This window comes from Brucella sp. IR068 (assembly GCF_049065885.1).
GTDB lineage: Bacteria > Pseudomonadota > Alphaproteobacteria > Rhizobiales > Rhizobiaceae > Brucella > Brucella intermedia.
In genome coordinates, this window is sequence record NZ_JBAKHE010000003.1 from 108,338 (window position 1) to 120,547 (window position 12,210).

Consider the following 12,210-nt stretch of genomic DNA (forward strand, 5'->3'; position numbering starts at 1 on the left):
CATGAATAATAGCACCGTCTTGTTGCCTGATGCTTTTCCGGACAACCGGTATCCGCTTTCGCTGGAAATGCTTCAAAGGATGGTGCTCATGTCTTTTTCGCAGAAGCGTCTGCTGGCTGATTTTCCCGCCTTCTTCCGGGTTTCGGACGAGGTGGTTGTCGTCGTTGGCGGCGGCGAGGAAGCCTTGAACAAGGCGCGCCTCGTGGCGCAGACCTCCGCCCGCATTCGTATCGTCGCGGAGGAAACGGAACGCCATCTGGCCGATTTCATCGCCGCGCATGATGTGGAGCATGTCGCAGCTCCCTTTGCCAGCGAGCACCTGGAAGGCGCAAAGCTCGTCTTCGTCGCGACCGGCGATGAAGCACAGGATCGCGCCGTCGCTGCATTGGCCAAAGCGCAGAAGGTTCCGGTGAATGTGGTGGACCGGCCTGCGCTTTGCGATTTTCTGACGCCAGCCATCGTCAACCGCGCCCCCATCGCAATCGCCATCGGCACCGAAGGTTCGGCCCCGGTACTGGCGCAGATGGTGCGTGCGCGGATCGATGCCGCCTTTTCGCCCCGCCTCGGCGAGCTTGCGCATTTTGCCGAAAGCTGGCGTCCGCTGGTCGAGCGCGTGCTGCCGAAAGGGCTGGCGCGTCGCAGCTTCTGGCGCGGTTTCTTTTCGGGCAGCGTTTCGCGCGCCATTGAAGATGGCGACCGTGAAGGGGCTTATCGCGCTGCAAATGATCTCATCGAGTGGCCGCTGGACGCATCCGGCTATGTCTGGCTGGTGGGTGCCGGTCCCGGCGCCGAGGACCTTTTGACCCTGCGGGCGCACCGCGCTTTGATGGAAGCCGACGTGATCGTGCATGATGCCCTGGTGCCGGAGGGTGTCATTGCCATGGGCCGCCGTGACGCGGAACGCCTTGCCGTCGGCAAGCGCAAGGGCTGCCATTCCAAGAGCCAGGAAGAGATCAACCGCCTGCTGGTAACGCTCGGCCGGGAAGGCAAGCGCGTCGTGAGACTGAAATCCGGCGATCCGCTGGTGTTTGGACGCGCAGGCGAAGAAATGGCGGCATTGCGTGCCGCCGGTATCGGCTTCGAGATCGTGCCCGGCATTACTTCGGCCTTCGCCGCCGCAGCTGATATGGAACTGCCGCTGACGCTGCGCGGCGTCGCGTCCTCGCTGGTGTTTACGACCGGCCACGACATGACCGGCGATGTGCTGCCGGGCTGGGCAAAGCTTGCCGTCTCCGGTGCAACCATCGCCGTCTATATGGGGTCGACGGTCGCGGCTTCCGTTGCCGCGCGCCTGATTGCGGCGGGCCTGCATGAAGATACTGCCGTGGCAGTCGTGGAAAATGCGAGCCGTCAGGACAAGCGCCTGTTCCACGGAACGTTGAAGGATCTGCCGGATCTCGAAAGCCGCAAGGAGCTTTCCGGCCCGGTCATGGTGATCATTGGCGATGCGGTCGCTGGTGCAGCAATCGACAAGGCCGAAGCGCTGGCGCTCAAGCCGGTTTCCGTCGCAGCCTAAGAGCGCATCCCGAAAAGTGTGCAGCGGTTTTCGGACAAGATGCGCTCAAAAACAAAAAGTTAGAGCGCAGGATGCGCGGTTAACAAAAGTTTGGAGTTTGGAAATGGTCGTAAAAGTTCTCACTGCAAACCGCCTCATCGACGGGCAGGCTGTGTGGCTTGGTGCCGATGGCTCCTGGCAGGAAACCATCGACGGCGCGCTGGTCGCCCGTCATGCGGAGGCCGTCGAGGCGCTTGAAGACGCTGGGAAGATTGCCGCGAAAGCCAATCTGGTCGTGGATGTGAACGTGATCGATGTCGAGGAACGCGAGGAGGGGCTTTACCCGATCCGCTTGCGCGAACGCATCCGTCTCTCCGGCCCGACCATCGTGACCTTCGGCGATTTGCCTCTCGACAAGCCTGAATTGAAGCGCGCTTCCTGATTGCGGATTTGGACCTAGCCTATGTATCGTTATGATGAATTCGACCGCGATTTCGTTGCGGCCCGTGTTGCCCAGTTCAAGGATCAGGTCGAGCGCCGTCTGGCGGGCGAATTGACTGAGGATCAGTTCAAGCCGTTGCGCCTGATGAACGGTCTTTATCTGCAATTGCATGCCTACATGCTGCGCGTGGCCATTCCCTATGGCACGCTGTCGAGCCGCCAGTTGCGCAAGCTCGGCCACATCGCGCGCGTCTACGATCGTGGGTTCGGCCATTTCACCACGCGCCAGAATATCCAGTACAACTGGCCTGCATTGAAGGACGTGCCGCGCATTCTTGAAGAACTGGCGGAAGTCGAGATGCACGCTATCCAGACCTCGGGCAATTGCATTCGCAACGTGACTGCCGATCATTTCGCAGGCGCTGCCGCCGATGAGGTTGCCGACCCACGCCCATTCGCGGAAATCCTGCGCCAGTGGTCTTCGCTGCATCCGGAATTTTCCTATCTGCCCCGCAAGTTCAAGATCGCCATTGTCGGCTCGGAGCATGACCGCGCCGCCATTCAGGTGCATGACATCGGCTTGCAGCTGAAGAAGAACGAGGCAGGCGATCTGGGGCTGGCCGTCTACATTGGCGGGGGTCAGGGCCGCACGCCGATGGTGGCGAAGAAAATCCGCGACTTCCTGCCCATCGAGGACATGCTGACCTATGTGACGGCAATCGTCCGCGTCTATAATCTGCATGGTCGCCGCGATAACAAGTACAAGGCGCGCATCAAGATTCTCGTCCACGAAACGGGCGTGGAAGAACTGACCCGCGAGATCGATGCCGAATGGGAAGACATCCGTTACGGTGAGTTGAAGCTGCCGCAGCGCGATATTGACGCCATCGAAAGCTATTTCCGTATGCCGAACCTGCCGCAGCGGCCGGAAGGCTGGGAGATACTGGCCGTCACGCAAAAGGCCGATCCGGCTTTCGCGAGTTGGGTTGCCCGCAATGTCACGCCGCACAAGCACCCGGATTACGCGGTCGTCACCATTTCGCTGAAGCCAATTGGCGGCATTCCGGGTGACGCAAGCGCTGAACAGATGGAGCTGGTCGCGGATATTGCTGCAACTTATTCCTTCGATGAAATCCGGGTCAGCCACGAGCAGAATCTGGTTCTGCCGCATGTCGCCAAGGCCGATCTCGCCGCCGTCTACGATCTGTTGCAATCGGATGGTCTGGTGACACCCAATGCCGGTCTCATCACCGACATCATCGCCTGCCCGGGTCTCGACTATTGCGCGCTTGCCAATGCGCGTTCCATTCCGGTGGCGCAGCGCATTTCCGAGCGCTTCGGCGACCAGCAGCGCCAGCTTGAAATCGGCGATCTGAAGATCAAGATTTCGGGCTGCATCAATGCCTGCGGCCATCATCATGTCGGCCATATCGGGATTCTGGGCGTCGAGAAGAAGGGTGAGGAACTCTATCAGATCACGCTTGGCGGTTCGGCGGACGAGCATTCGGCCATTGGTGAGATCACCGGTCGCGGTTTCTCCTCGGAAGACGTGGTGGATGCCATCGAGACGGTGGTGGACACCTATCTCGCCTTGCGCGAGAGCGCGGACGAGACCTTCCTTGCCGCCTATCGCCGCGTCGGCATGGAGCCCTTCAAACGCGCGCTTTATGGAGAAATCAGCCGTGCAGCTTGATGCCGAAGAAAGTGCTGCCGCCGAAGCCCGCCTTCTTGAGGCTAGCCACGGCGCATCTTCCCCGCAGGAAGTGATCGCGCTTGCCACGCATGAACTCTATGGGGGGCAGATCGCGGTCGTGTCTTCCTTCGGCGCGGAATCCGCGGTGCTTCTGCACATGATTTCGGAAATCGACCCGGCGACCCCGGTCCTGTTTCTGGATACGGGAAAGCACTTCCGGGCGACGCTCGATTATCGGCACGATCTGGTGGACAGGCTTGGCCTGACCGATGTGCAGGACATTCTTCCCGTCGAGCAAAGTCTCAAAAGCGAAGATCCGTTCGGCGCCCTGTCGATGACCGACAAGGACCGCTGCTGCTTCATCCGCAAGGTCGAGCCGATGGCGCGGGCGGTCGCGCCCTATCGGGCCTGGATGACAGGCCGCAAGCAGTTTCAGGCATCGACCCGTGAAAGTTTGCCGGTATTTGAATCGGTCGGCCCGCGCATCCGCATCAATCCGCTGGCGCGCTGGCAGGCGGCGGACTTGAAGGCCTATGCCGAAAAGCACGAACTGCCGCCGCATCCGCTCACGGCGCAGGGCTATCGCTCCATCGGCTGCATGCCATGCACGCGCCCCGTGAGCGATGGCGAGGATCAACGTGCCGGACGCTGGGCCGGATCGGAAAAGACGGAATGCGGCATCCATCTGACGGGTCTTGCCGACAGCCTTAAAACATTGGGAGCCACGGACCGCAAATGAGTGAAATCAACGAAACAAAACTCTGGTCTGCCGATGGCTTTCGCGAGGACGACTATGTCTTTGCCGACGATCTGGACGCAGCGGGCGATGCTTCGGCTGTCATCATTCCGCTGGCCATCTGGCTCGGACTGGATGAGGAGCGCCGCCGCGCCTCCAACCGCCGGATCGGCGTTACTGTTGCGCCGGGCGAAGCAATCGATCCGCTTCTGGACGATCTTGGCAGCATACCGTTGATCGCCTTGCAGTTCCCGGCTTTCAATGACGGACGCTCCTATTCCAAGGCCGAGATTTTACGGCGTGAAGGCTTTACGGGCGAATTGCGCGCCGTTGGTGACGTGCTGATCGATCAGGCGAGCCTGATGCTGCGCACGGGCTTCGACACATTGCAGGTGACAAACAAGGTCGCGCAGAAGCGGCTTGATGAAAACCGGCTTGTCGATACCCCCGGCTATTATCAGCCGGGTCGCGGTTCCATTCCGGAAGAGGGCGGGTTTGCCTGGCGTCGCGTCAAGGCAAGTTAGGCGCATCGCTCAAATTTGCCATTTTTCTGCGCGCCTTGATGCGCTAGACACGCCTCACCAATTTCAGGGAGTCGCGGCGTGATCCGGCACATTGTTTTCTTCAGCGTCAGGCAAGATCAGGATATCGAGACTGTCAAAAGGGGATTGGAGCAACTTGCCACCATTCCCCACGCTGACCTTTTTGAAGTCCTGCCGAATTCCAAGGTCGACCCGATGTGCGACCGCATCGATCTGGTTGTCTATGCCGAGTTCAAGGATGAGGAAGCGCTTTTCGCTTTCAAAAGGCATCCGACTTACGACGCCACGACACAGCTTGTGCGTCCCATGCGCGAATTGCGTTTTTCCGCAGATGTGGTGACGGACAAGGGCTGAAGCACTTTCGAGCCAAGTGCGAAGCGGTTTTGCGTTCGCAGATGATAACTACCAGTCGGCCTGCGGCCTCTCCTGCAATGGCAGGCCGCCAAAAAGATCGGGCTCGCTGGACGTTCTCGCCCGCTCGATATTGAGAAGCTTCAGTTTCGTCGCCGTGCCACCCGCCGCCGAAAAGCCACCGACCTTGCCATTGGAGCCGAGCACCCGGTGACAGGGAACGATGATCGGAAACGGATTCTTGCCCAGCGCATAGCCGACAGCCTGTGAGAGACTCACATCACCGATCCGCCGGGCAATTGCGCCGTAGGTCGTGGTCTCGCCCGTTTTCAGTTCGAGGATGATTTCATAAACCTGCCGGTTGAGGTCGGGTTGGGCATCGAGCGCCAGCGGCGTGCCCGAAAAATCAACATCGGCTCCGGCCAGAAGCGCACGCACACCCTCGACTGCCCGGGTAACGAAAGCCGGCGCCTCTTTATCGTCTGCCCCGGGAAACCGCTCGCGCAGACGATACCGGGTTTCCTTTTCGTCGGCATCTCCGATTTCGACGCCAACGATTTTCTGCCCGCGCCACGCTATGCCGCACGGTCCGATTTCTGTTTCGAAAATGGTGACGCCTGACGATTCCATGGCTGTGATGTTAGCACGGTTTTGATCACGACAATGCCGTTTATCGGGCCGCTTATCGGGCCGCTACAGGAACGTTCACGTGAAAAGTCGCAACAATTGCCAAAAATGGCGCAGCGAAATGGTTGAAGAACGACACGAATAATGATTGTGTGAAAGCGACCGGCCAATGCCCTTAAATGGCCAAATGGATTGACGAAAGTTTCCGGCACCTGTCACGGCGGGAGCGGAACCGAGGAATTTAAATGGACGATTACGAGCGATATGCCACAGGGTTGATGATCGTTTTTGGCGCGCTGATCATCGGCGGTCTCATGGCGGCCAACCTGTACCACGGCGACAAGCCGGGCTTTTTATTCGCGCTTGGCGCGGCGGTCGTCGGCTGGTTTTCAGCTTTCGCCGTTCTTTTCGACAAGCCGCGCGTCTATGGCGTGATGATTGCGATCGCGATCGGCCTCGTCGCGGCTTCCATCGGTGCTTATGTTACCTGATTTTTGAGCCGGTTCATTTAGAAAAAGCCCCGGGAAACCGGGGCTTGTTCGTTTTAGAGATATGGCGAATAGCACTGGCGCCGCGGCCCGTAATTGGGCTGGAACGTGTTATCATAGGCTCGATAGGAGCGATAACGATTGTAGCACCAGCGCACATGCGGGTTGCCGCCGCGATAGACCGGCGCTGCGCGGTAGCGGTAGGCAGGCGGCGGTCCCCAATAGCGTCGGTCATAGCGATAGTGTGGACGGTAACGCGGGTAGTCATGCCGCCAGTGGCGGCGATGTTCGCGCCAGTAGCGACGATCGCCCCGGTAATCGTAATACTGGACCTGATGCACATTCGGCGCCGAATTCTGTGCGGATGGCGTCGCCATTAGAGATGGTTGCGTCGCATTCGCAGTCCCGGAAGCTGCGGATAGTCCCAGGCCGAGTGACAGGCAGGCGGCAAACAGGGAATAAGCAAACTTTTTCATTGGTCTCTCCTCACAGCGCATCCCGAGAATGCGAAACCGCCTTCGGTCAGGATGCGCGCAAAAATAAACAATACATTTCGTCCCTGCGCCCATTTTACGCCCGACATTATGGCAGAGCGGTGGCCCACTGCAGTCACAATTTCTTGGACCCAGCAACAGATCGTTGATGTCCCGGCAACGCGATTGGAGAACGGCTTCCGAATTGACATAAAGATATGTTTATGTCATTAAGCGACCTTCGCAAGATGCGTATGGCAGGCAATTCCGGTTTGACGTCGCGAACCGGCCCCGTTGCCTGGTAACAGACAGAATACAGGCGGTGTTTTATGGCCTCTTCCCTCGAAGGTCTTTTTGGTGCAACGGCAGCGCAGCCGGATGGCTCCGAAGTACTGGCAGCTCTCACCAAGGCGGCGCGTGAGCGCATCCTGATCCTCGATGGCGCGATGGGAACCCAGATCCAGGGGCTTGGTTTTCATGAAGAGCATTTTCGCGGTGAGCGTTTCGGTGCCTGCGATTGCCAGCTTCAGGGCAACAACGACCTTCTGACACTGACGCAGCCCAAGGCTATCGAGGAAATCCACTACGCCTACGCCATTGCGGGCGCGGATATTCTCGAAACCAACACCTTCTCCTCCACGAGGATTGCGCAGGCCGATTACGGCATGGAAGATCAGGTCTATGAGTTGAACCGGGATGGCGCGCGCCTTGCCCGCCGCGCCGCCCTGCGTGCCGAGCAGAAGGATGGTCGCCGCCGCTTCGTTGCCGGTGCTCTCGGGCCGACAAACCGCACCGCAAGCCTGTCGCCGGATGTCAATAATCCCGGTTTTCGTGCTGTCACCTTCGACGACCTGCGCATTGCCTATGCCGAGCAGATCAGGGGGCTGATCGACGGCGGCTCCGACATCATCCTGATTGAAACCATCTTCGATACGCTCAATGCCAAGGCGGCCGTCTTTGCTTGTGAAGAAGTGTTTGCGGAAAAAGGCATTTTTCTACCGGTAATGATTTCCGGCACGATCACCGATCTTTCCGGCCGCACGCTGTCGGGCCAGACGCCGACCGCATTCTGGCATTCGCTGCGTCATGCCAAGCCATTCACTATCGGTCTCAACTGTGCGCTGGGTGCCAATGCCATGCGTGCGCATCTCGACGAATTGTCGTCGATTGCCGATACCTTTGTCTGCGCCTATCCGAATGCCGGTCTGCCGAACGAGTTCGGCCAGTATGATGAAACGCCGGAAGCAATGGCCGCACAGATCGAGGGCTTTGCCCGTGACGGTCTGGTCAATGTGGTTGGCGGTTGCTGCGGTTCGACGCCGGAACACATCCGCGCCATCGCCGAGGCTGTCGCAAAACACCCGCCACGCAAGCCCGTCAAAGTTGCGCCGCTGATGCGTCTGTCCGGCCTTGAGCCATTCACGCTGACTAAGGACATTCCCTTCGTCAATGTGGGCGAGCGCACCAACGTGACCGGTTCCGCGCGTTTCCGCAAGCTGATCAAGGCCGGTGATTTCTCTGCAGCCCTCGATGTCGCGCGGGATCAGGTCGCCAATGGCGCGCAGATCATCGACATCAATATGGATGAGGGCCTGATCGATTCCGAAAAGGCGATGGTCGAATTCCTCAATCTGATTGCCGCCGAGCCGGATATTGCCCGCGTGCCGATCATGATCGACAGCTCCAAATGGGAGGTGATCGAGGCTGGCCTGAAATGCGTTCAGGGCAAGGCGGTGGTCAATTCCATCTCGATGAAGGAAGGCGAGGAAGCCTTCATTCATCACGCCAGGCTTGTCCGTGCCTATGGCGCGGCGGTGGTCGTGATGGCTTTCGATGAAACCGGGCAGGCCGACACGGAAGCCCGCAAGGTCGAAATCTGTACCCGCGCTTACAAAATCCTGACGGAACAGGTCGGTTTTGCACCGGAAGACATCATCTTCGATCCGAATATCTTTGCCGTCGCGTCCGGTATCGAGGAACACAATAATTACGGCGTCGACTTTATCGAGGCGACCCGGCAGATCATCGCCACCCTGCCGCATGTGCATGTGTCGGGCGGGGTGTCGAACCTGTCCTTCTCGTTCCGAGGCAATGAGCCGGTCCGTGAGGCGATGCATGCCGTGTTCCTCTATCATGCCATCCAGGCGGGCATGGATGTGGGCATCGTCAATGCCGGGCAGCTGGCGGTCTACGACACGATCGATCCCGAGCTGCGAGAGGCTTGCGAGGATGTGGTGCTCAATCGCCGCTCCGATTCGACCGAGCGCCTGCTGGAAATCGCCGAGCGGTTCCGCGACTCCGGCTCGAAGGAAGCCAAGGCGCAGGATCTGACATGGCGCGAATGGCCGGTTGAAAAGCGTCTTGAACATGCGCTGGTCAACGGCATTACCGAATATATCGAAGCCGATACGGAAGAAGCGCGCCAGTCTGCCGAACGCCCCCTGCATGTCATCGAAGGCCCGCTGATGGCCGGCATGAACGTGGTTGGCGATCTGTTCGGCGCGGGCAAGATGTTCTTGCCGCAGGTGGTGAAGTCCGCCCGCGTGATGAAGCAGGCCGTGGCCGTGCTCCTGCCTTACATGGAAGAGGAAAAACGCCTTAACGCCGAAAATGGCATCGGTGGCGGTGAACGTCAGAGCGCCGGCAAGGTGCTGATGGCAACGGTCAAGGGCGATGTGCACGATATCGGCAAGAATATCGTTGGCGTCGTGCTGGCCTGCAACAATTACGAGATCATCGATCTCGGCGTCATGGTGCCTTCGCAGAAGATTTTGCAGGTGGCGCGTGACGAAAAAGTGGATGTGATCGGCCTTTCGGGCCTCATCACGCCGTCGCTTGATGAAATGGTGCATGTCGCTGCGGAAATGGAACGGGAAGGTTTCGACATTCCGCTGCTGATCGGCGGCGCCACGACCAGCCGTGTTCATACGGCGGTGAAAATCCATCCGCGCTACGAACGTGGGCAGGCTGTTTATGTCATCGATGCCAGCCGCGCCGTCGGCGTGGTATCCAGCCTGCTGTCGCCGGAAGGCAAGCAGGCCTATATTGATGGCCTGCGCGGGGAATATGCCAAGGTAGCAGCCGCCCATGCCCGCAACGAAGCGGAAAAGCAGCGCCTGCCGCTTGCCCGCGCTCGCGCCAATGCACACAAGCTCGACTGGGAGAGCTTCGTACCGACAAAGCCGACTTTTACCGGCACAAGAACCTTCGATGATTACGACCTGACGGAGATCGCCCGCTATATCGACTGGACGCCTTTCTTCCAGACATGGGAACTGAAGGGCCGCTATCCGGCGATTCTGGAAGATGAAAAGCAGGGCGAGGCCGCTCGCCAGCTCTGGGCCGATGCGCAGGCGATGCTGAAAAAGATCATCGACGAAAAATGGTTCGCGCCGAAAGCTGTCGTCGGCTTCTGGCCAGCCAATGCGGTAGGGGACGATATTCGTCTTTTCACCGATGAAAGCCGGAAGCAGGAACTTGCCACCTTCTTCACGCTGCGCCAGCAATTGAGCAAGCGCGATGGTCGTCCAAACGTGGCCATGTCCGATTTCGTGGCGCCGGTCGAGAGCGGAAAGCAGGATTATGTCGGCGGCTTCGTCGTGACTGCGGGCATTGGAGAAGTGGCGATAGCCGAACGTTTTGAGCGCGCCAACGATGATTACTCGGCCATTCTGGTGAAGGCACTGGCTGACCGCTTCGCGGAAGCCTTTGCCGAATTGATGCACGAGCGGGTGCGCAAGGAGTTCTGGGCCTATGCTTCCGACGAAACCTATACGCCGGAAGAGCTGATCGGAGAGCCGTATAAGGGCATTCGTCCGGCTCCGGGTTATCCGGCCCAGCCGGACCATACCGAAAAGACGACACTTTTCCGCCTTTTGGACGCGACTGCGAATACGGGCGTGGAACTGACCGAAAGCTACGCCATGTGGCCTGGGTCCTCGGTATCGGGTCTCTATATCGGCCATCCGGAAAGCTACTATTTCGGCGTGGCCAAGGTGGAGCGCGATCAGGTCGAGGATTATGCTGCGCGCAAGGGCATGGCGGTCGAGGAAGTGGAGCGCTGGCTCGGTCCTATACTCAATTATTTGCCGGGTGCTGGAAAAGACGAGGATGCGGCGGCCTGACCGGCCGTCGCGGACCTCTCGCTCATCGGCGTTTATTAATCATATCTCAAATACTAGTCATTCTGACAGGTTTGCCGAACCTGTCAGAGGGCTCTACTGTTCCTGAATGCAAATCGGTTTCAGGTTCGGCGGTGCAGGAGCATTTCCAGCGGAGTATGAAACGGGTTCCATTCGGAAGTGCTTACAAGAAACAGTTGGAGGTTTTTGGCTATTCCGGCAGCGGAAGCGCAGACCTGCTCACGGCTGTATGGGAAGTCAAAGTATTTCATTTAGTGCTAATTTAGTAACTGACTGTTGTGATAAAAATATTCACAATTTATCGCTTTGAGTTCATATGAGACTATTTTGCTATATAGTCAGAAACTGATGGTTGTGATAGCCATCCACTGCGCAACTGTTTTGTGTAAGGGCGCTACATTTTAATAAATTCAAAATTAGTCTTTAATTGGGATGTCTGCAATGAAATGGGAACAAATTTATGAATCCATGCAATCTGCTGACGATGCCGGACAGCTCCTTGAATACATAAACACCTATGCCAGACAGTGCGGATTTGCACACACGGCCTATCTCATGCGCATTCCACTGCTGAACGGCGTGGTCAAATGGCTTAGTTTTGGCTCGTTGCCCCAGGAATGGACCGATCATTATGCCGACAGAAAATATGCGGACATAGATCCGTTGGTTCGCAAGGCGTTGAACAGCATCGAGCCGCTGGTCTGGTCATCGAAGCTGTTTGCGGAGGCTCCGCAGATATGGACAGATGCCCAGCGATTCGGCATCAGGGTCGGTATTTCGCAACCGTGCTGGGCCGCGCAAGGCGTGTTTGGAATGCTGTCCTTTCTCAGAAGCGGTCCGGCGCTGTCGTCCGGCGAGATTTCAATGTTGCGGCGTCAATTGCAGACCGTAGCCAATATGCTGCATCTGGCCATGTATGAACATCTCGATGTTCCAACCATGAACTGCGTGTCGGAAGTGAACCTGACGATGCGTGAGCGGGAAATCCTGCGCTGGACGAGTGAAGGGAAAACTGCCGAAATCATCGGCACGATCCTCAATATATCCACACGCACGGTGAATTTTCACATCAGCAACGTGCTTACAAAGCTGGTTGCGGTCAATAAGGTTCAGGCGGTCGCCAAGGCGCGCACGTTCGGACTTCTCTAAATATTTCCTAAGTCCCTCGGCGGTTTGTTCCGAAGGGCATTTTTCAGCAGCTTCCGGTTTGCGCTTTTTCTGA

Annotated in this window: 11 protein-coding genes; 9 read left to right on the forward strand and 2 right to left on the reverse strand. The window is 58.2% G+C overall.

Going from position 1 to position 12,210, the window contains the following annotated elements; all coding sequences use genetic code 11:
• Positions 1-79 precede the first annotated feature (79 nt).
• The 6 genes from cysG to ACOWVS_RS06300 all read left to right on the forward strand — a co-directional run bounded on the left by cysG (position 80) and on the right by ACOWVS_RS06300 (position 5,261).
• Positions 80-1,516: a siroheme synthase CysG gene (cysG, locus tag ACOWVS_RS06275; protein ID WP_080697267.1), complete on the forward strand. Its 1,437-nt coding sequence runs from the start codon at positions 80-82 to the stop codon at positions 1,514-1,516.
• 103 nt (positions 1,517-1,619) lie between these two features.
• On the forward strand, positions 1,620-1,937 hold the full coding sequence (locus tag ACOWVS_RS06280) for a DUF2849 domain-containing protein (RefSeq protein WP_006470893.1): 318 nt from the start codon (positions 1,620-1,622) through the stop codon (positions 1,935-1,937).
• A 21-nt stretch (positions 1,938-1,958) separates the two neighbouring features.
• Positions 1,959-3,629, forward strand: a complete 1,671-nt coding sequence (locus ACOWVS_RS06285; RefSeq protein ID WP_021586367.1) for a nitrite/sulfite reductase — start codon at positions 1,959-1,961, stop codon at positions 3,627-3,629.
• Positions 3,604-4,368 carry a phosphoadenylyl-sulfate reductase gene (locus tag ACOWVS_RS06290; RefSeq protein ID WP_025089791.1) on the forward strand — a complete coding sequence of 255 codons (765 nt, stop codon included), beginning with the start codon at positions 3,604-3,606 and terminating at the stop codon, positions 4,366-4,368. The genes ACOWVS_RS06285 and ACOWVS_RS06290 overlap by 26 nt, the downstream gene beginning before the upstream one ends.
• A complete protein-coding gene (locus tag ACOWVS_RS06295; protein WP_021586365.1) occupies positions 4,365-4,889 on the forward strand; it encodes a DUF934 domain-containing protein in 525 nt (174 codons plus the stop codon). Before ACOWVS_RS06290 ends, ACOWVS_RS06295 begins: the two co-directional genes overlap by 4 nt.
• 78 nt (positions 4,890-4,967) lie before the next feature.
• Positions 4,968-5,261, forward strand: coding sequence for a Dabb family protein (locus ACOWVS_RS06300; protein ID WP_021586364.1), 294 nt, complete (start codon positions 4,968-4,970; stop codon positions 5,259-5,261).
• A gap of 48 nt (positions 5,262-5,309) precedes the next feature.
• Here ACOWVS_RS06300 and ACOWVS_RS06305 read toward each other — a convergent pair whose 3' ends face one another.
• On the reverse strand, positions 5,310-5,888 hold the full coding sequence (locus tag ACOWVS_RS06305) for a methylated-DNA--[protein]-cysteine S-methyltransferase (protein WP_021586363.1): 579 nt from the start codon (positions 5,886-5,888) through the stop codon (positions 5,310-5,312).
• A gap of 242 nt (positions 5,889-6,130) precedes the next feature.
• Here ACOWVS_RS06305 and ACOWVS_RS06310 point away from each other — a divergent pair, with 242 nt between their 5' ends.
• Positions 6,131-6,376, forward strand: coding sequence for a hypothetical protein (locus tag ACOWVS_RS06310; protein ID WP_002965436.1), 246 nt, complete (start codon positions 6,131-6,133; stop codon positions 6,374-6,376).
• A 53-nt stretch (positions 6,377-6,429) separates the two neighbouring features.
• On the opposite strand, the gene ACOWVS_RS06315 is transcribed toward ACOWVS_RS06310, so the two are convergent.
• Positions 6,430-6,849 (reverse strand): BA14K family protein, encoded by a 420-nt coding sequence (locus ACOWVS_RS06315; protein ID WP_021586362.1) that lies wholly within the window; start codon positions 6,847-6,849, stop codon positions 6,430-6,432.
• Between the two features lie 326 nt (positions 6,850-7,175).
• Here ACOWVS_RS06315 and metH point away from each other — a divergent pair, with 326 nt between their 5' ends.
• Together metH and ACOWVS_RS06325 are read left to right on the forward strand one after the other, a co-directional pair.
• Positions 7,176-10,970: a methionine synthase gene (gene metH / locus ACOWVS_RS06320; protein ID WP_075041781.1), complete on the forward strand. Its 3,795-nt coding sequence runs from the start codon at positions 7,176-7,178 to the stop codon at positions 10,968-10,970.
• Between the two features lie 459 nt (positions 10,971-11,429).
• Complete coding sequence (locus ACOWVS_RS06325; protein WP_021586360.1) at positions 11,430-12,137, forward strand: LuxR family transcriptional regulator; 708 nt, start codon at positions 11,430-11,432, stop codon at positions 12,135-12,137.
• Positions 12,138-12,210 lie beyond the last annotated feature (73 nt).

Coding starts and splice junctions, on each gene's coding strand:
- cysG (WP_080697267.1), top strand. CDS start 80: ATGGTGCTCATGTCTTTTTCGCAGAAGCGTCTGCTGGCTGATTTTCCC.
- ACOWVS_RS06280 (WP_006470893.1), top strand. CDS start 1,620: ATGGTCGTAAAAGTTCTCACTGCAAACCGCCTCATCGACGGGCAGGCT.
- ACOWVS_RS06285 (WP_021586367.1), top strand. CDS start 1,959: ATGTATCGTTATGATGAATTCGACCGCGATTTCGTTGCGGCCCGTGTT.
- ACOWVS_RS06290 (WP_025089791.1), top strand. CDS start 3,604: ATGGAGAAATCAGCCGTGCAGCTTGATGCCGAAGAAAGTGCTGCCGCC.
- ACOWVS_RS06295 (WP_021586365.1), top strand. CDS start 4,365: ATGAGTGAAATCAACGAAACAAAACTCTGGTCTGCCGATGGCTTTCGC.
- ACOWVS_RS06305 (WP_021586363.1), bottom strand. CDS start 5,888: ATGGAATCGTCAGGCGTCACCATTTTCGAAACAGAAATCGGACCGTGC.
- ACOWVS_RS06310 (WP_002965436.1), top strand. CDS start 6,131: ATGGACGATTACGAGCGATATGCCACAGGGTTGATGATCGTTTTTGGC.
- ACOWVS_RS06315 (WP_021586362.1), bottom strand. CDS start 6,849: ATGAAAAAGTTTGCTTATTCCCTGTTTGCCGCCTGCCTGTCACTCGGC.
- metH (WP_075041781.1), top strand. CDS start 7,176: ATGGCCTCTTCCCTCGAAGGTCTTTTTGGTGCAACGGCAGCGCAGCCG.
- ACOWVS_RS06325 (WP_021586360.1), top strand. CDS start 11,430: ATGAAATGGGAACAAATTTATGAATCCATGCAATCTGCTGACGATGCC.